General features: G+C 37.2%; 20 protein-coding genes. 19 read left to right on the top strand and 1 reads right to left on the bottom strand.

Annotated features, from left to right (window positions below):
* Window positions 1-13: 13 nt before the first annotated feature.
* From nusA to ACN1CN_RS19950, 4 genes are all read left to right on the top strand, one after another.
* The gene (gene nusA, locus ACN1CN_RS19965; RefSeq protein ID WP_099710734.1) at window positions 14-1,261 is read left to right on the top strand and encodes a transcription termination factor NusA; all 1,248 of its coding nucleotides are present in this window, start codon (window positions 14-16) and stop codon (window positions 1,259-1,261) included.
* Between the two features lie 48 nt (window positions 1,262-1,309).
* Window positions 1,310-4,189, top strand: coding sequence for a translation initiation factor IF-2 (gene infB, locus ACN1CN_RS19960; RefSeq protein ID WP_264526316.1), 2,880 nt, complete (start codon window positions 1,310-1,312; stop codon window positions 4,187-4,189).
* 264 nt (window positions 4,190-4,453) lie between these two features.
* A complete protein-coding gene (locus ACN1CN_RS19955) occupies window positions 4,454-4,858 on the top strand; it encodes a DUF4920 domain-containing protein (protein ID WP_419137105.1) in 405 nt (134 codons plus the stop codon).
* Between the two features lie 345 nt (window positions 4,859-5,203).
* Window positions 5,204-5,914 (top strand): acid phosphatase, encoded by a 711-nt coding sequence (locus ACN1CN_RS19950; protein WP_419137103.1) that lies wholly within the window; start codon window positions 5,204-5,206, stop codon window positions 5,912-5,914.
* 113 nt (window positions 5,915-6,027) lie between these two features.
* On the opposite strand, the gene ACN1CN_RS19945 is transcribed toward ACN1CN_RS19950, so the two are convergent.
* The gene (locus tag ACN1CN_RS19945) at window positions 6,028-6,417 is read right to left on the bottom strand and encodes an SPOR domain-containing protein (protein WP_173964117.1); all 390 of its coding nucleotides are present in this window, start codon (window positions 6,415-6,417) and stop codon (window positions 6,028-6,030) included.
* A 219-nt stretch (window positions 6,418-6,636) separates the two neighbouring features.
* Here ACN1CN_RS19945 and ACN1CN_RS19940 point away from each other — a divergent pair, with 219 nt between their 5' ends.
* From ACN1CN_RS19940 to ruvB, 15 genes are all read left to right on the top strand, one after another.
* Complete coding sequence (locus tag ACN1CN_RS19940) at window positions 6,637-7,968, top strand: cytochrome c3 family protein (protein ID WP_419137101.1); 1,332 nt, start codon at window positions 6,637-6,639, stop codon at window positions 7,966-7,968.
* A gap of 32 nt (window positions 7,969-8,000) precedes the next feature.
* A complete protein-coding gene (locus ACN1CN_RS19935; RefSeq protein ID WP_419137100.1) occupies window positions 8,001-11,060 on the top strand; it encodes a TAT-variant-translocated molybdopterin oxidoreductase in 3,060 nt (1,019 codons plus the stop codon).
* 33 nt (window positions 11,061-11,093) lie between these two features.
* Window positions 11,094-12,497 (top strand): NrfD/PsrC family molybdoenzyme membrane anchor subunit, encoded by a 1,404-nt coding sequence (gene nrfD / locus ACN1CN_RS19930; RefSeq protein WP_173964114.1) that lies wholly within the window; start codon window positions 11,094-11,096, stop codon window positions 12,495-12,497.
* Window positions 12,490-13,014, top strand: coding sequence for a DUF3341 domain-containing protein (locus tag ACN1CN_RS19925; RefSeq protein ID WP_056245298.1), 525 nt, complete (start codon window positions 12,490-12,492; stop codon window positions 13,012-13,014). The genes nrfD and ACN1CN_RS19925 overlap by 8 nt, the downstream gene beginning before the upstream one ends.
* Window positions 13,015-13,022: 8 nt before the next feature.
* The gene (locus ACN1CN_RS19920; RefSeq protein WP_173964113.1) at window positions 13,023-13,568 is read left to right on the top strand and encodes a c-type cytochrome; all 546 of its coding nucleotides are present in this window, start codon (window positions 13,023-13,025) and stop codon (window positions 13,566-13,568) included.
* Between the two features lie 27 nt (window positions 13,569-13,595).
* Window positions 13,596-15,116 (top strand): quinol:cytochrome C oxidoreductase, encoded by a 1,521-nt coding sequence (locus ACN1CN_RS19915; protein WP_419137097.1) that lies wholly within the window; start codon window positions 13,596-13,598, stop codon window positions 15,114-15,116.
* A 19-nt stretch (window positions 15,117-15,135) separates the two neighbouring features.
* Entirely contained in the window at window positions 15,136-16,329 is a 1,194-nt protein-coding gene (locus ACN1CN_RS19910; protein WP_291287903.1) for a cytochrome c oxidase subunit II, read from the top strand.
* Window positions 16,330-16,359: 30 nt separating this feature from the next.
* A complete protein-coding gene (locus ACN1CN_RS19905; RefSeq protein ID WP_264526323.1) occupies window positions 16,360-18,162 on the top strand; it encodes a cytochrome c oxidase subunit I in 1,803 nt (600 codons plus the stop codon).
* A 185-nt stretch (window positions 18,163-18,347) separates the two neighbouring features.
* Window positions 18,348-20,975 carry a bifunctional lysylphosphatidylglycerol flippase/synthetase MprF gene (mprF, locus tag ACN1CN_RS19900; protein WP_419137094.1) on the top strand — a complete coding sequence of 876 codons (2,628 nt, stop codon included), beginning with the start codon at window positions 18,348-18,350 and terminating at the stop codon, window positions 20,973-20,975.
* An 8-nt stretch (window positions 20,976-20,983) separates the two neighbouring features.
* Complete coding sequence (locus tag ACN1CN_RS19895) at window positions 20,984-21,646, top strand: DUF998 domain-containing protein (RefSeq protein WP_419137092.1); 663 nt, start codon at window positions 20,984-20,986, stop codon at window positions 21,644-21,646.
* 28 nt (window positions 21,647-21,674) lie between these two features.
* Window positions 21,675-23,105: an AcvB/VirJ family lysyl-phosphatidylglycerol hydrolase gene (locus ACN1CN_RS19890; RefSeq protein ID WP_419137091.1), complete on the top strand. Its 1,431-nt coding sequence runs from the start codon at window positions 21,675-21,677 to the stop codon at window positions 23,103-23,105.
* Window positions 23,106-23,279: 174 nt separating this feature from the next.
* Window positions 23,280-24,116 (top strand): alpha/beta fold hydrolase, encoded by an 837-nt coding sequence (locus ACN1CN_RS19885; RefSeq protein WP_419137089.1) that lies wholly within the window; start codon window positions 23,280-23,282, stop codon window positions 24,114-24,116.
* A gap of 1 nt (window position 24,117) precedes the next feature.
* A complete protein-coding gene (locus ACN1CN_RS19880; RefSeq protein WP_419137087.1) occupies window positions 24,118-24,612 on the top strand; it encodes an RNA polymerase sigma factor in 495 nt (164 codons plus the stop codon).
* Window positions 24,599-25,168, top strand: coding sequence for a hypothetical protein (locus ACN1CN_RS19875; RefSeq protein ID WP_419137086.1), 570 nt, complete (start codon window positions 24,599-24,601; stop codon window positions 25,166-25,168). Before ACN1CN_RS19880 ends, ACN1CN_RS19875 begins: the two co-directional genes overlap by 14 nt.
* 207 nt (window positions 25,169-25,375) lie before the next feature.
* Entirely contained in the window at window positions 25,376-26,398 is a 1,023-nt protein-coding gene (gene ruvB / locus ACN1CN_RS19870; protein ID WP_017498167.1) for a Holliday junction branch migration DNA helicase RuvB, read from the top strand.
* Window positions 26,399-26,401: the final 3 nt, after the last annotated feature.

Here is a 26,401-nt window from a genome sequence, read left to right as displayed (position 1 = left end):
TTAAAGAATTCGCATGGAAAATTTAGCATTAATCGATTCATTCTCAGAGTTTAAAGATAATAAACTTATTGATCGTGTAACGCTTATGGCAATTTTAGAGGACGTGTTTAGAAATGCATTGAAGAAAAAATACGGTTCTGATGATAACTTCGACATCATTATAAATCCTGATAAAGGAGATATGGAGATCTGGAGAAGAAGAGTAATTGTTGCTGATGAGGATCTGGATTTTGAAAACGAAGAGATTACTTTAACTGAAGCAAGAATGATTGAAGCTGATTTTGAAATCGGTGAAGAGGTTTCTGAAGAGGTAAAATTGATTGATTTAGGAAGAAGAGCTATTTTGGCTTTGCGTCAAAACTTAATATCTAAAATTCACGAACACGATAATACAAATCTTTATAAGCAATTTAAAGATATTATCGGTGATATTTATACTGCCGAAGTACACCACGTACGTCCAAGAGTTGTAATTTTGGTCGATGATGAAGGAAATGAGATTGTGCTTCCAAAAGAAAAACAAATTCCATCTGACTTTTTCCGTAAAGGAGATAACGTTCGTGGAATTATTGAAAGCGTTGAATTGAAAGGAAACAAACCTCAAATTATCATGTCAAGAACTTCTGAGAAGTTTTTGGAGAAATTGTTTGAGCAGGAAATTCCTGAAGTATTCGACGGTTTAATTACAGTGAAAAATGTAGTGCGTATCCCGGGTGAAAAAGCAAAAGTAGCGGTAGATTCTTACGATGACAGAATTGATCCGGTTGGAGCTTGTGTGGGTATGAAAGGATCTCGTATTCACGGAATCGTTCGTGAGTTAGGAAACGAAAACATTGATGTAATTAACTATACAAACAATATTCAATTGTTTATTACAAGAGCCTTGAGTCCTGCTAAAGTTTCGTCTATCAAAATTGACGAAGAAAATAAAAGAGCTGAAGTTTTCTTGAAGTTAGAAGAAGTTTCTAAAGCAATTGGTAGAGGAGGTCATAATATAAAATTAGCAGGTCAGTTAACGGGTTACGAGTTAGATGTTATCAGAGAAGGTGATGTTGCTAGTGGCGAAGACGATGACGTTGAATTAACTGAGTTTTCAGATGAAATTGAAGGCTGGGTTATCGAAGAATTTGCAAAAATTGGTTTAGATACAGCTAGAAGTATCTTAAAGCAAGAAGTAGAAGATTTAGTAAGAAGAACAGATTTAGAAGAGGAAACGATTCTTGATGTTATGAAAATACTAAAAGAAGAGTTTGATAGCTAGTTATCTGCTCTAACAACACAACGAAAAAGGTAATAATAAAAAGGTTATATGTCTGAAGAGAGAGTAATAAGAATAAACAAGGTTTTAAGGGAATTAAATATTTCGTTAGAAAGAGCTGTTGATTATCTAAAAGATAAGGGAATTGCTATTGATGCAAATCCAAATGCGAAAATTTCTGATAGCGAATTTAATATCCTACAAAGCCAATTTGCGGGCGATAAGGGGAATAAGGAAGCTTCTAAAGAGGTAGGAGAAGAGAAAAGAAAAGAGAAAGAAGCATTACGTGTTGAACGTGAGAAAGAAATTGAGGACAAACGCAGACAAGACGAGGAGCGCCAAAAACAACAGGAAGTTATAAAAGCGAGAGCCGTTGTAACAGGACCTGTTCAAGTAGGTAAAATTGATTTAAATCCGAAGAAACCTGCAGTTGTTTCTACTCCTGTTGAGGAACCAGTGAAAGCTGAAGAACCAAAAGTAGTTGTTACTCCAACTCAGCCAGAAAAACCTGTTCAAAAAGAAATTGTACAGCCAGAGCCTGTAGTTGCTCCTGTAGTTTCTGAAGAGAAAAAGGTAGAAAAACCTATTATTACAGAGAAAAAAGAAGTAAAAGTAGAGGCTCCAAAAGTAGCGCAGGAACCTGTTGTTTCAACTGATCCTACGACTGCCGAGGAAACCATTACTACACAATATCAAAAATTATCTGGAACTACTCTTACCGGGCAAACTATTGACTTGTCTCAATTTAACAAGCCTAAAAAGAAGAAAGAAGATCCAAAGATCACTCCTAATAAACCAGGAGCTCCGGGAGCCGGAAATAACGCTAACAAAAATAAGCGTAAAAGAATCGCTCCTAAACCGGGAACTCCGGGTGCACCAAAACCTGCAACAGGTAATGCACCGGGAACTCCAAATCCTAATAAAATTACACCAAATACTGGTGGTGGAGGTTTTAATGCGAACAGAAGTGCAAGACCTGGTTTCGTAAAAGGAAACCGTCCTGCAATTGTAGCAAAAGTAGAGCCTACTGAAGAGGAAGTAAAAAACCAAATTAGAGAAACTCTTGAAAAACTTCAGGGTAAAGGAGGAAAATCTAAAGCGGCTAAATACAGAAGAGATAAAAGAGAAACGCACCGTCAGAAATCTGATGATGAGCAAAGAGCACTTGACGAAGGAAGTAAAACGATTAAAGTTACGGAATTTGTTACTGTAGGTGAAATTGCAATCATGATGGATGTGCCGATTACTAAAGTAATTGGAACTTGTATGTCACTTGGTATCATGGTAACCATGAACCAGCGTTTAGATGCTGAAACTTTAACTATTGTAGCTGACGAGTTTGGTTATGAAGTAGAGTTTATCACAGTTGATATCGAAGAAGCTATCGAGGTAGTGGAAGATAAAGAAGAAGACTTAGTGGTTAGAGCACCGATTGTTACTGTAATGGGTCACGTCGATCACGGTAAAACCTCTTTACTGGATTATATCCGTAAAGAAAATGTTATCGCCGGAGAGTCGGGAGGTATTACACAGCACATTGGAGCTTACGGTGTAACTTTAGATAATGGTCAGAAAATCGCATTCTTGGATACACCGGGTCACGAGGCGTTTACCGCGATGCGTGCACGTGGAGCTCAAGTTACCGATATCGCTATTATTGTTGTTGCTGCGGATGATGATATCATGCCACAAACAAAAGAAGCAATTTCTCACGCACAAGCGGCGGGAGTTCCAATTATATTTGCAATCAATAAAATTGATAAACCAAATGCTAATGTTGAGAAAATCAAAGAGCGTTTGGCTAGTATGAACTTACTTGTTGAAGATTGGGGTGGAAAAATTCAATCGCATGATATTTCTGCAAAAGTTGGAACAGGTGTAAAAGAATTATTAGAGAAAGTTTTATTAGAAGCGGAAATCTTAGATTTAAAATCGAATCCAAACAAAGCGGCTCAAGGAACAGTTGTTGAGGCGTTCTTAGATAAAGGAAAAGGATATGTGTCTACCATTTTAGTTCAACATGGAACTTTAAAAGTAGGGGATTATATGTTGGCAGGTAAGCATCATGGTAAAATTAAAGCTATGCATGACGAACGTGGACATATAGTTAAAGAAGCTGGACCTTCGACTCCGGTATCTGTTTTAGGTCTTGACGGAGCTGCAACTGCGGGTGATAAGTTTAACGTTTTTGAAGACGAAAAAGAAGCAAAACAAATTGCGTCTAAACGTTCTCAATTAATGCGTGAACAATCTGTACGTACACAACGTCATATTACACTGGATGAAATTGGACGTCGTATTGCTCTTGGTCAGTTTAAAGAATTGAACGTAATCCTTAAAGGAGACGTTGATGGATCTGTTGAAGCATTATCAGATTCGTTCTCTAAATTGTCTACAGAAGAAATTCAAATTAATATCATTCATAAAGGTGTTGGAGCAATTACTGAAACCGACGTTATGTTGGCTTCTGCTTCTGATGCGATCATTATCGGATTTAACGTTCGTCCTGCAGGAAATGCGAGACAGCTTGCTGATAAAGAAGAAATCGATATCCGTTACTACTCTATTATCTACGCTGCAATCGATGACTTGAAAGATGCAATGGAAGGAATGTTAGCTCCTGAGATGAAAGAAGAAATTTTAGGAACTGCTGAAATTCGTGAGATTTTCAAAATTTCTAAAGTGGGTTCAATCGCTGGTTGTATGGTGATGGATGGTAAAATCATGAGATCTTCTAAAATTAGAGTGATCAGAGACGGAGTAGTGGTGCATACAGGTGAACTTGTAGCATTGAAACGTTTCAAAGATGATGTGAAAGAAGTTTCTAAAGGATACGATTGTGGTATTCAGATTAAAGGATACAATGACATTGAAGAAAGAGATGTTATTGAAGCTTACCATGAAGTAGCAATCAAAAAGAAATTGAAATAATATTCGATACTTATAGACTAAAGTCCCAACGAGAGTTGGGACTTTTTTTTGTGAACATATTTTAAAGAAAAGTGGAAACATCCGATGTGATTTCTGACTTAAATAATTATTTCGTTTATTTCAATTTTAATATTATTTTTGATTAAAAATATTTGATTATGAAACAATTTATATACACAGTACTTCTTTCTTTGAGTTTTTTTTACACTATCTTTTGCTCAGGAAGCAGTTGAAAAGGCTGCTCCGCCGGCAGGCAATGCCGTAGTGGGAGATTATTATGGTGCCGATGTTTCTAAAGCTTCGGAAACTAAAGCGATCACGGTTGAAAAGTTAAAAAGCGAATTGGAAAAGACGAGTAAAGCTCAAAACATCTCGGTAAAAGGAGTGGTAACCGATGTGTGTCCGAAAAAAGGCTGCTGGGTTACTGTGAAAACAGAAGATGGTTCTCCGTTTTTTGTCAAAATGAAAGACTATGCTTTTTTTGTGCCAACAGCATTAAAAGGAAAAAGTATTGTACTGGAAGGTACTGCCGAGAAGAAAATTACTTCTGTTGAAGAGTTGAAGCATTATGCTAAAGATGCCAAAAAAACAAAAGCAGAAATAGAGGCGATCACCAAGCCAAAAGAAGAAATACGATTTATGGCGGATGGAATTAAAGTGGTTAATTAAGAAGCCTTTTTTGATTTGCAATTCGATATTTAGAATTTAAAGTCTCAACGAAAGTTGGGACTTTTTTATTGGGGCAAATCTCAAACGGAATTTACAGATTAGGGCAAAGTGATTCGGGATGGAATTCTAGAGATTGGTTGTTATCGTGTTTTAGTTCATAAAATGAAACAGAAAGACAGCATATTTAGGAGGGTTCAGTTTTGGGGGAATTGATTTCTTTGTAAGATTATTTTTTATTTTTGTGATGTTGAATATATCTATATGGATTATATATTTTGTATGAGACTGAAACTATTTCATATGATAACCGGTTTTTGGGGTAAAAGATTCAAGTCTGGGAGGGGTATGCATAAGTTTACAAATGTGGAAGAGATGAGAATGGTGATGCCGGATTTGCTGCACGGTTATCTTTCTGATGAAGAAATGCCAAATAGTTTGCTGCTGTTGACTCCGCCTCCTGAACCAGCTTCTGATACTTTCAAATTTGATTTGGAGCACGCCAGAAGAGTGTCAAAATCTAAAGATCAGATTCGTTTTTTGCAAGCGGTTAGTGATGCCAATTTGTCTTTTCCGCATGCGGTCAGATCGTTTGAGGTTGTTTTAGGAATTGATATCGATGAGCTGCTTACGCCTAAGTTGTATACGCTTATGCGTCGGGTGATGACAGATGCGGGGTTGTCGACGTATACAGCAAAGAATTTTTACAATCGCGAACGGCCTTTTGTAGTGAACAAACAAAAAACCTGCACTCCTGAAAAGGAAGATATCTTGCGAAAAGTGGGGTCTTTTCCGTCTGGACATGCTGCGGTAGGCTGGGCGTGGGCTTTGGTTTTTAGTGAAATCTTTCCCGATAGAGAAGGGGTGATTCTTGAACGGGGTCATGATTTTGGTGAAAGCCGGGTGGTTTGTAACGCACACTGGTATAGCGACGTCGTAAAAGGCAGGGAAATGGGAAAGGCAACGGTGGATTGTCTGCGTGCCAATACAGCTTTTAATACCGATTTAGTGTTGGCTAAGGAGGAAGTATTTCAGCTTTTGAAAAACAAGGAAAGCTAAGCGGGAATTAACTTGTAAAATGTATGTTTTTGAAGTTGGATAAGGGATATAAAAAAAGGCAATTTCGATTGAAATTGCCTTTTTTTTTGTGTCGTTTTGCTTTGAGTCGGAGATTACTTCCCGGGCTTTAGTAAAAATACACTTTTGTATCTCTTTTTGATGTCTGCCAGGTTCTTTTCAGCTTCTATTCGGGTCTTGAAATTCCCTACAATTACTTTGTAGTTGGGCGTATTGAAGATTATGGTTCCGTCAATAGTGTTGTATTCTCTTTTGAAATCCGATAACGTTTTCTTTGCTTCTTCGCTTTTGCCGCTGAAGATTTGGATTTTGTAAGTATCGTTTGTACTTATTGCTGTGTTAATTTTGCGTTTGTCGTTCAATAATTGCTCAAATTTAGGATCCTGATTTAGTGTTAAATTTTGATCCTGAGCATGAATATTATAAGCTAAAGTGAACATTGTTAGGGTGAAGAAAACTCTTTTCGAAGGGGTTAAAATTCTCATAATGTGATGGTTTTTGAGCAAAAATACTATTTAAAATTAGTATGTGAAAATTTGATATTATTTAGAATTGATATAAATTGATATTTAAGACTATTTTAAGGTTTTGAGAATAACACATAAGTCGTATTTTTGTGCAAGTTTTAAAAGAAGGTATTAGTTTTTCGTTGATTTACTACAGAAAAAATCATACCAAAAATTAGTAGATAATTATTATACTATATGAAAAAGGTGGGTAACCATAATTCGATCTCAAGAAAATTGCTGCTTAGCTTATCGCTAACGCTGCTTTTCTCCCTAACTTCATTTGCTCAAGATCCTGCTGCTCCTGCGGCGCCTGAAGCTGCTGCTCCGGCTGCAACTGCTGGTGGTGATCCGGTAAAAGGGAAAGAACTTTTTAATGCAAATTGCGCTGCATGTCACAAATTAGATGCCAAATCAACAGGTCCTGCTTTAAGAGGAGTTGCTGGAAAGCATGACATAGCCTGGATCTACAAATGGGTTCACAACAGTTCTGACATGATTAAGTCAGGTGATCCTGTAGCAGTAAAACTTTTTGAAGAAAACAACAAGTCTGTAATGACTTCTTTTCCTCAATTATCAACAGGAGATATTGATAACATTATCGCTTATACTTCTGAAGTAAAAGCTGAGCCAGCGGTTGCTGCTGGTGGGGCTGCAACTCCTCCTGGAACAAATGTAAGCGGTGGAGGTATTTCTAATAATATTATTTTAGGTGCGCTTGCACTTGTAATGGCTATCTTGGTGGTTATGTTGTTCATGGTGAACAAAGTATTAACTAAAGTAGCGCGTAATAATGGTATTGAAGTTGCTCCTAAAGAAGCTTCAACTCCAATCTGGAAAGCATTTGCCAGAAACCAATTTTTGGTATTAGTAACTGCAATTTTCTTGCTATTGGCAAGTGGGTATTTCGTTTACGGATATCTAATGCAGGTGGGTGTGGATCAAAACTATGAGCCAATTCAGCCAATTCACTATTCTCACAAAATTCACGCTGGTGATAACGAAATCAATTGTAAATATTGCCACTCTGCTGCACGTGTGAGTAAAACTGCTGGTATTCCATCTTTAAATGTTTGTATGAACTGTCATAAAAACATCTCTGAAGTTGCTGAAACTACTGCTACTCCTGAGTACAGCAAAGCATTCTACGATGCTCAAATCCAAAAGTTATATGATGCTGTTGGTTGGGATAAAGCGAAACAAGCTTATACCAGAAAAACGCAGCCAGTAAAATGGGTTCGTATTCACAACTTACCTGATTTTGTTTACTTCAACCACTCTCAACACGTTACTGTTGGAGGTATCGAATGTCAAACTTGTCACGGTCCTGTGGAAGAATTTGAAATCATGAAGCAATACTCTAAATTAACAATGGGATGGTGTGTTGATTGCCATAGAAAAACTGATGTTAAGATGGAAGGAAATGCCTACTATGATAAAATTCATGCTGAACTTTCTAAAAAATACGGTGTAGAGAAATTGACTGCAGCGCAAATGGGAGGTTTAGAATGCGGTAAATGCCACTATTAATCGAATTATTAAGATTTTAATATTTATATACAATGTCATCAAACAAAAAATACTGGAAAAGTGTTGAGGAACTAGAAAATAGTTCTATTGTTGAGGCGCTTAGAAATAACGAGTTTGTTGAAGAGATTCCTACAGATGAATTCTTAGGGAATGCAGATGCTTTAGCGTCATCTGGAACTTCACGTCGTGACTTTTTAAAGTACGTAGGATTTAGTACTGCGGCAGTTACACTTGCTGCGTGTGAAGGTCCTGTGCACAAGTCTATCCCTTATGTTTTACAACCAGAGCAAATCATTCCTGGTGTTGCAGATTACTATGCAACTACTGTATTTGATGGTTTTGATTTTGCGAATCTTTTGGTAAAAACTCGTGAGGGTCGTCCAATTAAAATTGAAAACAATACAATCGCTGGTGCTAAATTTGCAGCTAATGCGAGAATTCACGCATCTATCTTAGGATTGTATGATAGCGCTCGTTTAAAAGAGCCAAAAGTAGAGGGTAAACAAGCTACTTGGTCAGCTGTTGATTTAAAAATTAAATCAAGTTTAGCTGAAGCAAAAGCTAAAAACCAACAAGTGGTATTATTAACAAATACACTTGCAAGTCCATCTACTGAAAAATTAATCGCTGAATTTATTGCTAAAAATCCAAATGCTAAGCATGTTGTTTATGACGCAGTTTCTTCATCTGAGGCTTTAGATGCTTTCCAGGCTGTATATGGTCAAAGAGCTTTAGTTGATTATGATTTTTCAAAATCTAATTTAATTGTATCTGTTGGTGCTGATTTCTTAGGAGACTGGCAAGGTGGTGGATACGATAGTGGATATGCAAAAGGACGTATTCCTCAAAACGGAAAAATGTCTCGTCATTTCCAATTCGAATCAAATATGACATTATCCGGAGCAGCTGCTGATAAGCGTGTTCCAATGACTACTGCTGTTCAAAAACAGGCTTTAGTTCAAATATATAACATTATTGCAGGTGCTTCTGTTCCTGTTACTTTAGATGCTGCTTCTAAAGCTGAAGTAGTGAAAGCTGCTCAGCAATTAAAAGCTGCCGGATCTAAAGGGGTTCTGGTATCCGGAATCGAAGATAAAAACGCTCAGTTATTAGTTTTAGCTATCAACCAAATATTGGCTAGTGAAGCTTATACTACTGCAGGAGCAAGACAAATTAGAAAAGGATCTAATGCGGTTGTTTCTCAATTAATTAAAGATCTGAATGCTGGAAGTGTTCATACTTTAATTATGAGTGGAGTTAATCCTGCTTACACTTTAGCTGATTCAGCTGCTTTTGTTTCAGGATTGAAAAAAGTTAAAACATCTGTTGCTTTTTCATTGAAAGAAGATGAAACTGCTTCAATTGTTACTGTTGCTGCTCCGGCTCCTCATTATTTAGAGTCTTGGGGAGATGTAGAAATAACAAGCGGAACTTATAGCTTAACGCAACCAACGATTCGCCCTATATTCAATACCAAACAATTTCAGGATGTTTTATTGTCATTAAATGGTGCCGCAGGTACTTTTTATGATTATTTAAAAGCTAATTCTTCAGGATTTACTGCAGGATCTTCTTGGAACAAAGTATTACATGATGGTGTTGCAGTAGTTGGATCTGCTGCATTGTCTGGAGGTGCTGTTGATGCTGCTACCGCTGCAAATGCACTTGCAAAATCTAAAGCAGCTGGTGATTTCGAATTGGTATTATATACTAAAACCGGATTAGGAGATGGACAACATGCTAATAACCCTTGGTTACAAGAGTTCCCGGATCCAATTACCAGAGTTTCATGGGATAACTATGTTACTGTTTCTAATGCTGATGCTAAGAAATTAGGATTATCAAATGAAATCGTTGCTAACGGTGGTTTGAACGGAAGTTATGCTACTATTACTACTGCTGACGGGCTTAAATTAGAAAATGTACCGGTAATTGTTCAGCCAGGACAAGCTGTTGGTACAGTTGGTTTAGCAGTTGGTTACGGTCGTAAAGCAGCTTTAAAAGAAGAAATGCAGGTAGGTTTAAATGCTTACGCTTTATATAAAAATTTCAATAGTGTTCAGTCTGTTTCCATTGCGAAAGCAAATGGAGAGCATGAGTTTGCTTGTGTTCAGGGACAAAAAACATTAATGGGTAGAGGAGATATCATTAAAGAAACTACCCTTGATGTATTTAACAAAGAAAATGCTGAACATTGGAATCCACAGCCAATGGTATCTTTAGATCACCAGGAAGTTAAAGCTACAACAGTAGATTTATGGGAATCATTTGATCGTTCAACAGGACATCATTTTAACCTTTCTATCGACTTAAATGCTTGTACAGGTTGTGGAGCATGTGTTATCGCTTGTCACGCAGAGAACAACGTTCCTGTTGTTGGTAAAGCAGAGGTAAGAAGAAGCCGTGATATGCACTGGTTGCGTATCGACAGATACTATTCTTCTGAAAGCACTTTTGAAGGTGATAACGAAAGAAAAGAAAATATTGCAGGTTTATCAAGTTCATTATCTACATTTAATGAAATGGAAAAACCTGGAGACAATCCACAGGTTGCATTCCAACCAGTAATGTGTCAGCACTGTAACCACGCACCGTGTGAAACAGTTTGTCCGGTTGCTGCAACATCTCACGGTCGTCAAGGTCAAAACCACATGGCATATAACAGATGTGTTGGTACTCGTTATTGTGCAAACAACTGTCCATATAAAGTACGTCGTTTCAACTGGTTCTTGTACAACAAAAACAGTGAATTCGATTATCACATGAATGATGATTTAGGTCGTATGGTATTAAACCCAGACGTAAACGTTCGTTCTCGTGGAGTTATGGAAAAATGTTCATTCTGTATTCAAAGTACACAAGCTGTTATTCTTCAGGCAAAACGTGAAGGTAGAGTTGTGGCAAAAGATGAATTTAACAATGCTTGCGCTTGTTCTGCAGCTTGTTCGTCTGGAGCTATGGTGTTTGGAGATGTAAATGATAAAGAAAGCGAAGTTGCTAAGTTAGCAGAAAGCGATAGAATGTATCATTTATTAGAGCATGTTGGTACAAAACCGAACGTTTTCTATCATGTAAAAGTTAGAAATACTTAGTAAAATTATTAATTAGAAACAATATAAAGGATTATGTCGTCTCACTACGAAGCACCCATTAGAAAACCTTTAGTTATAGGTGATAAATCTTATCACGATGTAACAGTAGATGTAGCTGCACCTGTTGAGGGGCCTGCAAACAAACAATGGTGGATTGTATTTTCAATCGCATTAATAGCCTTCCTTTGGGGGTTAGGTTGTATAATTTACACTGTATCTACAGGTATCGGAACATGGGGATTAAATAAAACAGTTGGTTGGGCCTGGGATATCACGAACTTCGTTTGGTGGGTTGGTATTGGTCACGCCGGAACATTAATTTCTGCGGTACTATTACTTTTCCGTCAGCGTTGGAGAATGGCTATTAACCGTTCTGCTGAAGCGATGACTATCTTCTCAGTAGTTCAGGCAGGTTTATTTCCAATTATTCACATGGGGCGTCCATGGTTGGCATACTGGGTTTTACCTATTCCAAATCAATTTGGATCTTTATGGGTAAACTTTAACTCGCCATTACTTTGGGACGTATTTGCAATTTCAACGTATCTTTCGGTATCATTAGTTTTCTGGTGGACTGGTTTATTGCCTGACTTTGCAATGCTACGTGACAGAGCAATAACACCTTTCAATAAAAGAGTTTATTCTATCCTAAGTTTTGGATGGAGCGGTAGAGCAAAAGACTGGCAACGTTTTGAAGAAGTATCTTTAGTACTTGCAGGTTTAGCTACTCCACTTGTACTTTCTGTACACACCATTGTATCGATGGACTTTGCTACTTCTGTAATTCCGGGATGGCATACTACAATTTTCCCTCCGTACTTCGTTGCAGGAGCGGTATTCTCTGGATTTGCAATGGTAAACACCTTGTTGATCGTAATGAGAAAAGTTTCTAACTTAGAAGCTTATATTACACTACAACATATCGAGTTAATGAATATTGTAATCATGATTACAGGTTCTATCGTAGGGGTAGCGTATATCACTGAGTTATTCGTAGCTTGGTACTCAGGTGTAGAGTATGAGCAATATGCGTTCTTAAACAGAGCTACCGGACCTTATTGGTGGGCATATTGGTCGATGATGACTTGTAACGTTTTCTCTCCACAGTTCATGTGGTTCAAAAAACTAAGAACAAGTATCATGTTCTCCTTTATTATTTCGATTGTAGTAAACATCGGAATGTGGTTTGAAAGATTTGTAATTATTGTTACTTCTTTACATAGAGATTACCTTCCATCTTCTTGGACAATGTTCTCACCAACATTTGTTGATATTGGAATTTTCATCGGAACGATTGGTTTCTTCTTCGTATTGTTTTTATTGTACTCAAGAACATTCCCTGTAATTGCTCAGGCAGAGGTGAAAACAATTTTGAAAGGAACAGGAGATAATTATATTAGAGAAAGAGCAGCAAATAAAGATTCACACCATGAGTAATAAAGTAATATACGCCATTTATAATGACGATGATATTTTGATGGATGCAGTAAAGAAAACCAGAGCTGCTCATCATCATATTGAAGAGGTTTTTACTCCATTCCCAGTTCACGGATTGGATAAAGCTATGGGCTTAGCACCAACAAGATTAGCAATTTGTGCATTTTTATACGGATGTGTTGGTATTTCTGTTGCTACAACTATGATGAGTTATATCATGATTCATGACTGGCCTCAGGATATTGGTGGAAAGCCAAGTTTCAGTTTCATTCAAAACATGCCTGCATTCGTGCCAATTATGTTTGAGATGACTGTATTTTTTGCTGCCCACTTAATGGTGATCACTTTTTATATGAGAAGTAGATTATGGCCATTCAAACAAGCTGAAAATCCTGATGTAAGAACAACAGACGACCATTTCTTAATGGAAGTTGCTGTAAATGATAACGAAGCAGAACTAGTTTCTTTTTTCGAAGGTACAGGAGCTGTTGAAGTTAAAGTAATTGAAAAGAATTAATTGTAGCTATGAAAAGGATATATAAAATAACACTTTTAGTTGGTATAACTATTTTAGTTTCATCTTGCCACAATAATTCGGCACCAAACTATCAGTATTTCCCAAATATGTATGAATCTGTTGCTTACGAGCCATACACAGAAGCAAAAATATTTAAAGGAGGAAAAGAAGGACAACTTCCTGTAGAAGGAACTATCAATAGAGGTTTTGAACCTTACGAATATGAAAATTCAACTGCGGGTTATGAATTAGCGAAAGCCAATTTAAAATCACCTTTGAGTGAAGCAGATAGAAATTCTGGAAAAGGTAAAGAACTTTTCGAAATTTACTGTATCAGCTGCCATGGTGCAACTGGAAACGGTAAAGGTAAATTGGTTGAAAGAGAAAAATTTCTTGGAGTACCTAGCTACAAAGACAGAGTTATCACTGAAGGAAGTATCTTTCACGTTGAAACTTATGGTTTAAACGCAATGGGTTCACATGCAAATCAATTAAGTGCCCACGAACGTTGGTTAGTTGCTGACTATGTTCTAAAACTAAAAAGCCAATTATAATTGTTGAACAAACTGATCGTAATAGATATGTATACATTTTCAAGTAAATTAAAAACTTTTTCTATCATCCTAATGGTTCTTGGCCTATTAGGAATTGGGTATGGTTTTTTAAATGCACCTAAAGATATTCAAGAAGTTGAAAAAATACTAGCTGCAGATGCTCATGGTTCTCATGGTGCTGCGCATGGTGAAGCTGCCGAAGCTTCTCATGAAACTGCAGGTCATGAAGCTAAAGAAGCTTCACATGAAGGTGCTGCGCACGCAGAAGCTCCAGCAGTTTCTCATGATACAGCAGAAGCTTCACATGATTCACTTAAAGGTGCAGCGCACACAGAAACTCCAGCAGTTTCTCATGAAGCTGCAAAAGTTTCACATGACTCACACGAAGGTGGAGAGCATGCGAAAGTTGATGCCGCAGGTGAACATGAAAAACATTTGGAGCACGTATTGCACCAATTGCAAAACAAACCATGGTCAGCATTATATGTTGCTTGTATTTTCTTTTTACTACTTTCTATGGGAGTTTTAGCATTTTATGCTATTCAACAAGTTGCTCAGGCAGGTTGGTCTCCGGTATTGTTTAGAGTAATGCAGGGAATCACAGCTTACTTACCAGCTGGTTCTGTTATATTCTTTATTATTTTAGTACTTTGCGGATTGCATTTTAACCACATTTTCGTTTGGTTAGGAGAAGGAGTTACAAATCCAAAACATGCTAATTATGACGCTATCATTGCTGGAAAAGCAGGTTACCTGAACTTTCCATTCTGGATCATCAGAGCAGCAATCTTCTTAATAGGATGGAACTTATACCGTTACTATTCAGCAAAAAACTGTTTGGCTCAGGACGAAGCTAAAGATGACCTATACTACAAAAAGAACTTTAAGTTATCTGCAGGATTCTTAGTTTTCTTTATCGTATCTGAGTCTATTATGTCTTGGGACTGGATTATGTCATTTGATCCACACTGGTTTAGTACATTGTTCGGATGGTATGTTTTTGCTTCTTTCTTTGTAAGTGGTATCACTTCAATCGCATTAGTAACGATCTACTTGAAATCTAAAGGATATTTAGAGTATGTAAATACAAGCCACATTCACGATTTAGCTAAATTCATGTTTGGTATCAGTGTTTTCTGGACATACTTATGGTTCTCACAATTTATGTTGATCTGGTATGCTAATATTCCTGAAGAGGTTACGTACTTTGTAACCAGAATTCAATTATACAACTTACCATTTTTTGGAGCTGTAGTTATGAACTTTGTGTTCCCATTATTAATATTGATCAATACAGACTTCAAACGTCTTAGCTGGGTTATTGTAATGGCCGGTGTAGTGATCTTATTAGGACACTATGTTGATTTCTTTAATATGATTATGCCAGGTACAGTTGGAGATAAATGGTTTATTGGAGTTCCTGAAATTGCCTCTATTCTTTTCTTCTTAGGATTGTTTATTTTTGTAGTGTTTACTGCATTAACTAAAGCTCCTTTGTTAGCAAAAAGAAATCCTTTCATTGAAGAAAGTAAACATTTTCATTATTAATATTTAAAGAAGTAAACAGATGACAAGTTTGTTGGTAATTATAGTTTTAGTTTTATTAGCAGTTGCTTTGTGGCAATTGACCAAGATATTTGATCTTACTCAGGTAGGATCTTCTTCGGACGATTCTCAGGTTGCATCGGATAATGATAATAATGTTCAGGGGTATATCATGTTTGGCTTTTTGGCATTCATTTATATCTTTACGATTTACGGTTTACTAAAATGGGGTGGTTTAGCACTTCATACTCCTGCTTCAGAGCACGGACTTTTAGTAGATAATTTAATGAATATTACCTGGGTTTTAATTTTTGTAGTACAGTTTATTACACAAGGATTATTATACTGGTTCTCTTTTAAAAACAGAGGAAATAAAGATAAAAAAGCTTTATTCTTTGCTGATAGTAATAAATTAGAAGCAATCTGGAGTATTATTCCTTCTGTAGTGTTGGCTTGTTTGATCCTTTACGGATTGTACGCTTGGAACAACATTATGTTTGTGGATAAAGACGAAGACGTAATCGAAATCGAATTATACGCACAACAATTTAAATGGACAGCAAGATATGCTGGTCAGGATAATGTTTTAGGAAAAGCAAACGTTCGTTTAATCGAAGGTATCAACACTTTAGGAGTTGATATGTCTGATCCTAACGCTCAGGATGATATTGTAGTTTCTGAATTGCATATTCCAAAAGGTAAAAAAGTACATTTCAAAATGCGTTCTCAAGACGTATTACACTCCGCTTACATGCCTCACTTTAGAGCGCAAATGAACTGTGTTCCTGGAATGGTTACTGAATTTGCTTTTATTCCAACGTATACAACTTCTGAATACAGAGAATTACCATTTATGGTAGAAAAAGTTGCACACATCAACAAACTTAGAGCTGAGAAAAGCGTTGAGTTAGTTGCTAAAGGAGGAACAGCTTTAGATCCTTATACATTTGACTATTTATTATTATGTAATAAAATTTGTGGAGCTTCTCACTACAACATGCAAATGAAAGTAGTTGTGGATACTCCGGAAGATTACAAAAAATGGTTAAGCGAAAAAACTACATTAGCTCAGGATATTAAAGCTGCTGCTGCTGCAGATGCTGAAAAGAAGGCTGGTGAAGAAGCAAAAGCGAGCACTGATAGTACTGCTAAAGATACTGTAAAAGCAATTATCGATACGGTTAAGGCAGTTGTAGCTAAAGTGGCTATGAAATAATATTATTAAGAAAATTTAAAGTACACATATATGTCAGCAGAAGCGCACGGTCACGATCACGGACACGATCACGAGCACGAACATCATCATAAAGACACGTTCATTACTAAATACATCTTTAGTATTGATCACAAAATGATTGCTAAGCAATATTTAATTACCGGTATCATTATGGGTATTATTGGTATTGCAATGTCTTTGCTTTTCAGAATGCAATTGGCTTGGCCAGAAGAGTCTTTTAAAATCTTTAATGTTTTATTAGGAGATAAATTTGCACCTGATGGTGTAATGGCAAATGATATTTATTTGGCCCTAGTTACAATTCACGGTACCATCATGGTATTCTTTGTACTGACGGCCGGTTTGAGCGGAACCTTTAGTAACTTATTGATTCCACTTCAAATTGGAGCGCGAGATATGGCTTCCGGATTTATGAACATGATTTCATACTGGTTGTTCTTCTTATCTGCTGTAGTAATGTTATGTTCCTTATTTGTTGAAGCTGGACCAGCATCTGCAGGTTGGACAATTTACCCTCCATTAAGTGCTTTACCGCAAGCAATTCCAGGTTCTGGAACAGGTATGACACTATGGTTAGTTTCGATGGCTATCTTTATCGCATCTTCTTTAATGGGATCTTTAAATTACATCGTAACAGTTATCAACCTTAGAACTAAAGGAATGTCTATGACCAGACTTCCATTAACAATCTGGACATTTTTCGTAACAGCTATCATTGGTGTTATTTCATTCCCTGTATTGTTGTCTGCTGCTTTATTATTGATCTTTGACAGAAGTTTTGGTACTTCATTCTTCTTATCTGATATCTATATTGCCGGAGAAGTTTTACACTACCAAGGAGGTTCTCCTGTATTGTTCGAACACTTATTCTGGTTCTTAGGACACCCTGAGGTTTACATCGTAATCTTACCAGCAATGGGACTTGTTTCTGAAATTATGGCTACGAACTCTCGTAAACCAATTTTCGGATACAGAGCGATGATCATGTCAGTTCTTGCAATTGCATTTTTATCTACAATTGTTTGGGGTCACCACATGTTTATTTCAGGTATGAATCCTTTCTTAGGATCTGTATTTACCTTCACTACTTTATTGATTGCAATTCCATCTGCTGTAAAAGCGTTCAACTGGATTACAACTTTATGGAAAGGTAACTTACAATTCAACCCTGCAATGTTATTCTCTATCGGAATGGTTTCTACTTTCATCACTGGAGGTTTAACAGGAATCATTTTAGGAGACAGTACTTTAGATATTAACGTTCACGATACTTACTTCGTAATTGCTCACTTTCACTTAGTAATGGGTATCTCTGCACTTTACGGAATGTTTGCTGGTATTTACCACTGGTTCCCTAAAATGTACGGTAGAATGTTGAATAAAAACTTAGGTTACATTCACTTTTGGGTAACAGCAGTTTGTGCTTACGGAGTATTCTTCCCAATGCACTTTATCGGATTAGCTGGTTTACCAAGACGTTACTATACAAACACGAACTTCCCATTATTTGATGATTTACAAAATGTGAATGTTTTAATTACAACATTTGCACTTATAGGAGGAGCGTTCCAATTGGTATTCTTATACAACTTCTTTAGCAGTATTTTCTATGGTAAGAAATCTGTTCAGAATCCATGGAAATCAACAACATTAGAGTGGACTACTCCGGTAGAACATATCCACGGTAACTGGCCGGGAGAAATTCCTCACGTATATCGTTGGCCATATGACTACAGTAACCCGAATCACGATGTAGATTTTGTACCGCAAAATGTACCGATGAAAGAAGGTGAAGAAGTTTTACACCACTAAAAATACTTTAAAAGACTGTCTGAAAAGACAGTCTTTTTTGTTTATACAGGTTTCGGTTCAGCATAGCATCAGATCAGGTGTAAAGTGAGGAAAATAGTATTGTAAGGATTTGAGCGATAGATAATTGTCGTATATTTATAGAGAAGTTGGTTTGATTTTTCATAAATAGATTATTCCCCGATAATATGAAGGTACTACTGATTCCCAATACCATTTTTAGTTTTTTTAAAAACAGAAAAGGAGTTTCTTTTTTGCGTGAAAACGATAAGATCATCAGACAGTCTATATTCACTGTTTTTTTTATTGGAATTGGGATCTGGTTTATCAAACATGAACGATCTGAGTTGGGAGAAGTTCAAAACGCCATTGCCAATGCCAGTTCTTTTTGGGTATTGTGTGGTATTGCTCTAGCTTTGATTTATATAACACTTCAGGCGTTAATGTATTTTGCCTCCTTTAAAGCGGTTCAGAGTAAAATATCTTTTAAACAAGCCGTCATTTTATTTCTGAAACGAAACTTCGTAAGCGTTTTTTTACCGGCAGGTGGGATTTCTTCTTTGGCCTTTTTTACAAAGCCTATTGAAAAGAGTGGAGTAAAACCCACTCAAATTCATTTTGCTTCCATCGTATATGGCTTTGTAGGGATACTTTCGGTTATTATTGTTGCTATTCCTGCTTTGATGTACTCCTTGTTTCAGGGAACTGCCGGATCAGGAGAATGGTATGCGCTGGGAGCTGTAATTGTCTTAAGTTTAAGTATCTTTTTTATTTACGATTCTATTCTGAAAAAGGGGAGCTTATATCGCCTGATCATAAAGTTTCTTCCCTCGGCGGTGGTTTTTCTGGACGATTTGCAACAAAACAAGATCGTAAAAAAGAATTTTCTGCAAGTTGTCTTTTATTCCGTACTCATTGAGTTCGCCGGAATAGCGCACCTGTATATCGCTATGATTGCTTTGGGTTTTACACCCTCGCTGCCAGCGGCCGTAATGGGCTATATTATTTCGGTTATATTTTTAATTGTTTCCCCCTTTCTCCGAGGGCTGGGTGCGATCGAAATTTCAATGAGTTTTATCCTGATGCAATTTGGTTTTGATAGTGTCAGTGCTATAGCCATTACTTTTTTATACCGTTTCTTCGAATTTTGGGTTCCATTGCTGGCCGGTGCATTCATTTTTGTTTTCAATGCCAATAAATTATTGATGCGCATTGTACCTTCTTTTCTGCTTTTTGTTTTGGGATTAGTAAACATAATATCCGTTTTAACTCCGGCTATCGCAGAACGTTTGCACATCCTGAAAAATATCATTCCGGTTTCGGCCATTAGAGCCTCCAATTATTTTGTCATAACCGCTGGCTTATTTATGCTGGTGAATGCTGCTTTTATGCTAAAGGGACTCCGTAATGCCTGGTGGTCTGCTGTTTTTTTAACCATTATTTCAATCATCGGACATCTTACCAAAGCGATCGATTATGAAGAAGCCGTAATTGCCCTGATTGTACTCGTGAGTTTAATTATTACCCGAAAAGAATATTATATAAAAAGTAACGCCCACTTGCAGAGTATCGGACTAAAAACGGTTTTGATTAGCATTGCGGCAGTCTTATTGTACGGGATTCTGGGGTTCTATTTTCTGGATAAAAAACATTTTGATATTGACTTTCATTGGCAGGAATCTATAAAATATGCACTGCAAAACTTTTTTTTAATCGGGAGCTCAGATTTGGTACCGCTTGACAGATTCGCAAGACACTTTTTACTATCAATCAACATCTGTGGTTTTTTATCCATTGCATTTCTAGTCTTTGCTCTAATACGGCCTTACACCATAAAAAAAGAAGCGGTAGAAGATGATTTCCTGTCAGCATCCGAACTTTTGAAACAATACGGCACTTCTTCTTTGGATTATTTTAAAACCTATGATGATAAAAACATCTTTATTGCAAAAAGTAAAAAATCTTTCCTTGCCTATCGTGTGGCCGATAATTTTGCTGTAGTCTTAGAAAACCCCGTAGCGGCATCAGCAGATGAAATCAAACAATGTATAGTCGAATTTGATGTGTATTGTTACGAGAACGGCTTAAGAAGCATTTATTATCGCGTACCGGAAGACAACTTAGAATTGTTTGCTTCACTGCACAAAAAAAGCTTATTTATAGGTCAGGAAGCGGTTGTCGATCTGTCTGTATTTACAATGGAAGGCGGAGCCAAAAAATCATTGCGTAATGCGATAAGCAAAGTCAAAGAGAAAGGCTTTCAAACAACCATTCATACCGCACCCGTAAAAGACGGATTGCTGCAAAAAATAAAAGCAGTAAGTGATGAATGGCTTGCGAGCACCGGGAGAAGTGAAATTGTTTTTTCGCAAGGCAGGTTTGAGTGGGAAGAACTCAAACAGCAAACCATTATTACAGTAGAAAATGCCGAGGAGAAAATAGTGGCCTTTTTAAATGTCATTCCTGATTTTGCCAAAGGAGAAGGGACCTATGATTTGATTCGTAAAAGCAATGACGCCCCAAACGGAATCATCGATTTTATACTTTTGGAACTTTTCGCTTATTTAAAATCGCAGGGCTGTACTTCAGTCAATTTAGGATTGGCGGCAATGAGTGGAATTGAAGAGGCAGAAACCTTTCCCGAAAAATCGATGAAGTTTGCTTATGAAAGAATTAAATATTTTTCGCACTACAAAGGATTGCGCGATTTTAAAGAAAAATTCACTCCGGTATGGCACAACAAATATTTAGTTTATACCCATGACTATGATTTATTACAGGTCCCGTTAGCTTTAAACAAAGTTGTAAAACCATAAAAGAGACCATGAAAAGGAGGAAGGCAGTGCGGGTAAATTGGGTTAAGGTCATGGCAATAGGCTGCATCATTAGCTGTATATTCGATTTTTTACTGCTCTTTTTATTAGGAAGCTATTATGTGGGCTATAGTCAGCTGCACAACACCATTAGTTCTTTGGGGGCAACTGTTAGTCCGGTTTCAGAATTGATTTCCATATGGTGGATCGTTATTGGGATTGTATTTATTGTTTTTGGAATCGTTTTTAAAAGGGCATTTGATAAAGACCACAAAGGAGTAAAGCTAGTTTCTTTGTTAATTATAATGTATGGCTTAGGAGAGGGGATTGGTTCAGGGCTATTTAAAGCAGATGTAATAGACGGCAAAAGAACCCTGTCGTTTTTGCTGCATGACATTGCCGGAGGTATCGGAATTGCTGCTGCTTTGCTGTTACCCTTAGTGATGCGTACCGTAATTTCAAAAGAAAACAATCCTCGTTTTTATAATTTCTCCTGGGTTGTTTTTAGCATTGGAAGTCTTACCCTCTTATTGTTTGTACTTCATTTCCCTTCTGATATGGGGGCGCTAATTGCTTCGTACAAAGGATTGTGGCAAAGACTTTTTCTGTTGAATTTGTACGTTTATTTTATATCAGTTTCAATCATAATGTATAAGAAGAACACTATAGTTTAGGATTTCGTAACGTTAAAAAGTAATTCAGATGAACAAAATCATAACACTCCTGTTGTCCGTTTTTATTTTTAGTACTCCTGCTTTTGCTTTAACAGCAGACACGATAAGGGTTGGAGCATTTGGAAAAGTCACAATCTACAAACCAAAAACAGCACCAACTGCGGTTGTATTGTTTGTTTCCGGCGATGGAGGATGGAACAGCGGCGTTGTTGAAATGGCCAAAAACATTGCCGATCAGGGAGCAGTCGTTGCAGGGATCGATATTCAGCATTATTTTAAAGAAATAAAAAAGCAAAAAGCAAAATGTTATTACCCGGCCGGAGACTTTGAAGAGCTTAGTTTGCTGCTGCAAAAAAAGATCAGGATCAAACAATACTTAAAACCAATATTGGCCGGATACTCTTCAGGAGCAACTTTAGTTTATGGAATGCTGGCTCAGGCACCTGCCAATACTTTTAGCGGAGCCATTGCTTTAGGTTTTTGCCCCGATATCGAAACAGACAGGACTTTATGCGACGGCTCCGGACTTACTTCGCATGTTTTAAAAGAAGGAAAAGCCTATTTTCTTGAAAAAACAGAAAAATTATCAGCTCCTTTTATCGTGCTTCAGGGAACTACAGATCAGGTTTGTAATTATGTCGACACCAAAAAATACATGGAAGGCATGAAACAGGGAAAATTAATTACGTTGCCCAAAGTAGGGCATGGATTCTCGGTTACTAAAAACTGGCTACCACAGTTTACAGCTGCATTTAAGGAAATTTTAAATACGCCCACGTATAGCGAACAGAAAGCACAACAAAATATGTTGCTCAAAGAACAGCAGCTGAAGCCGTTGCCATTTGAAATGCCGCTAACCTTAATTCCGACAAAAAACAAAGACGAAACGTTGCCTGTTGCCTTCTTAATTTCCGGAGATGGAGGATGGACAAGTTTTGACCAATCTGTTGGTGAGGCCCTGGCCGAGAAAGGAATTGCCGTAATAGGACTGGATGCCCAGAAATATTTCTGGAATGCAAAAACGCCTGGTGAGACCTCGGAAGCAATAGCTAAGGCGGTTGAACATTATTTACAGCAATGGAATAAAAAAACATTTATACTGGCGGGCTATTCATTTGGAGCTTCTGTAATTCCGTTTGCTGCGGGTAATTTCCCTGAAGCATTAAAAGAAAAATTAAAAGGCCTGTACCTCTTGTCTCCTGATATGAAAGCCGATTTTGAAATTCACATTGCAGACATGCTGAGTATGGAAAGTGCAAAGGATACTTACGATGTGATTTCCGAAATAAAAAAAGTCAAATCGTACAATCCGGTTTGTTTTTTTGGGGATGAAGAAGATGCCGCAACCCGTAAGAGGTTTTCAGAATCGGGGATTAAAACGATTGAAATGCCAGGCTCGCACCATTACAATAATGACTACAATAAAATAGCAGAAAGTATTTTGAAAGAAATCAAATAAAGCGGGGACTTTAAAAAAGCAAAACAACTTCTTTTGTTGAGTAAAAGGACAGCTAAATACAGGGTTTAAGTTGTTGGTTTTTAAATGTTTGAAGATAATTTAAAAAAAAATCTTTTTTGAGGTAACAAATAGTATAGCAGTGCATCAAAAGGGAAACTTTAAAAATTAAACATTATGAAAACGAAATCAATTTTACTTGTTGTGTTACTGCTTCTTATTTCAAAACCTGTTTTTTCTCAAACTGCCTTTAAGGTAGAAGTAAAAGGTAAAGGAGCACCGGTGTTGTTATTTCCTGGTTTTGGCTGTACAGGAGAAATGTGGAATGAAACCGTAACCGAGCTTTCTAAAAATTACGAATGTCATATTTTTACCTTAGCAGGATTTGGCAACGTTCCTCCAATTGAAAGTCCGTGGCTGTCTACCATAAAGAATCAGGTGGTTTCTTATGTAAAAACCAAAAAATTAAAGAAAGCTACATTAATCGGTCACAGTTTGGGAGGGACTCTGAGTTTGTGGCTGGCTTCTGAAGAAACCAATTTGTTCAAAAAAGTAATTATAGTGGATGCACTGCCAGCAAGTGCGGCACTAATGATCCCAAATTACAAAGGAGAAGTTATTCCGTATGATAATCCGCAAAGCAAAATGATGCTGGCGATGGATCAAAAGGCATTTAATGCGATGAATTCTCAAACGGTCTCTTATATGTGTCTGAACAAAGAAAAGCAAAAAACAATCAGCGAGTGGATGAATGTTGCCGATCGAAAAACCTATATATACGGTTATATTGATATGCTTAATTTAGATTTGCGCAAAGAAATTGCTAAAATTAAAATTCCGGTAGTAATTTTAGCAGCAACAAATCCGGATCTTGCTACGGTACAAAACACTTATAAAGCCCAGTATGAAAAGCTGCCGTCTGTTAAAATTTATTATGCGGCCAACTCAGCTCATTTTGTCATGTACGATCAACCGGAGTGGTTCATGGAAAAAATAAAATCAGAAATACAGTAAAGTGGCTAAAAAAGAACAATTTAACGACCTCTACAACACACATTACAACAAAGTGTTTCGTTTGTGCAAAGGCTATTTTTGTGGAGATGTCGCATTAGCATCTGATGCAGCTCAGGAAATTTTCATAAAAGTATGGGAGAGCTTAGATACATTCCGAAATGAATCGAGCATTAGCACCTGGATGTATAGGATTGCGGTAAACACCTGTCTTCTCTATTTGCGGAAATCATCATCCAGAAAAGAAATCAGAGCAGTGGTCCTGCCTCAGATCGTGTCGGAAACCTATTCAAACGAAAAAGAAGAACAACTTCAACAAATGTATCAATGCATACAAAAGCTTGAAGAGACCAACAAAATGATTATTCTGATGACTTTAGACGGTATAGAATATCCGGAAATAGCAGAAGTAATCGGGATAACCGAAGAAACACTTCGGGTTAGAATCCATCGAATTAAAAAAAGTTTAACGCAATGTGTACAAAATGAAAACATTTGAAGAATTACAAAATATTTGGGATCAGCAGGCAGAATCCGATACAAAACCAGCTGCCACGGCTATTATTAACAAAGCAGAGGCACATACTAAAAAAATCAAACGCAACCATTTTTGGACCAGGGTAATCCTGAGTGTAACCTCGATCATACTCATCTCTTATTATATTTGGGTGGGCGCCTATAAACAAACATTGTTTAGTTTTGGATTGGGAACTATGATTGCAATGCTTGTATTTCGTATCGTTTTAGAGTGGATTAGTGCCGAAAAATTGACACATTTAAATACAGCGGTTCCCTTATTGGAATACAGTAAACAGGCACAGCAGTTTTATCAGTGGAGGAAAAAAATCCACTACATCTTTACACCAATAATTTACCTGACTTATATTGTTGGTTTTGCCTTCCTTTTACCCATTTTTAAAGAAAATTTCTCCAGAGGCTTTTACCTTTATATCGTATGCAGTGGTTTTGGTTTCTTACTGTTTTTCGGACTATTGATGGTAAGAATCATTAAGAAGGAAGTAAAGCTCTTAGACTTCTTAAAAAACATTTCTTAAAAAGAGTAGTGGAAATCACATGGCGGATAACGAAGGGTTGCTCCGCCATTAACCCGTAAAGGAACAATTTGAAACTTGAAACTTGAAACTTGAAACTTGGAATTTGGGATTTGGGATTTGGGATTTGGGATTTGGAATTTGAATTTTGGAATTTTTATTTGATTTGTAACTGTTTTACAAACTGATTTCTTTGTCTATCTTTGTAAAATGAATGAAAACTTAGATCCCACCACAAAAGGATACAATCCGGAAGAATTAGATCTTGAAAAAAGATTGCGTCCGCTGTCATTTGATGATTTTGCAGGACAAGATCAGGTTTTAGAGAACCTAAAGATTTTTGTTGCTGCGGCCAATCAGCGTGGTGAAGCACTCGATCACGCCCTTTTTCATGGACCTCCGGGACTAGGGAAAACTACTTTGGCTAATATCCTGGCCAATGAGCTCGAAGTGGGAATTAAAATTACTTCAGGACCTGTTTTGGATAAACCGGGAGATCTTGCTGGTTTGCTGACCAATCTTGATGAAAGAGACGTACTGTTTATTGATGAAATTCATCGTTTGAGTCCTATAGTCGAAGAATATTTGTACTCGGCTATGGAGGATTTCAAAATAGACATTATGATCGAATCCGGCCCAAATGCCAGAACGGTGCAAATCAATCTGAACCCTTTTACGCTGATAGGAGCTACAACACGCTCGGGATTACTGACCGCTCCAATGCGAGCCCGTTTTGGAATTTCGTCGCGTTTACAATATTACACCACCGAACTTTTGACCACAATCGTCGAAAGAAGTTCTTCTATACTTAAAATGCCCATTTCATTAGATGCTGCTATCGAGATCGCCGGCAGAAGCCGTGGGACACCTCGTATTGCCAATGCATTATTGCGAAGAGTTCGTGATTTTGCACAAATAAAAGGAAATGGAACCATTGACATCGAAATTGCACGTTATGCCCTAAAAGCCTTAAATGTCGATGCACACGGATTGGATGAAATGGACAATAAAATTTTACTGACCATCATTAATAAATTCAAAGGAGGACCGGTAGGGCTATCGACTTTGGCAACTGCTGTTTCAGAGAGCAGTGAAACCATTGAGGAAGTTTACGAACCTTTTTTAATTCAGGAAGGATTTATTATGCGTACACCACGCGGACGTGAGGTTACAGATAAAGCGTACAAACATTTAGGAAAAATAAACACCAACATTCAGGGTGGATTGTTTTAATCC

It is taken from the genome of Flavobacterium sp. T12S277, assembly GCF_048514875.1.
GTDB lineage: Bacteria > Bacteroidota > Bacteroidia > Flavobacteriales > Flavobacteriaceae > Flavobacterium.
This window is presented reverse-complemented; position numbering and strand designations above follow the sequence as displayed.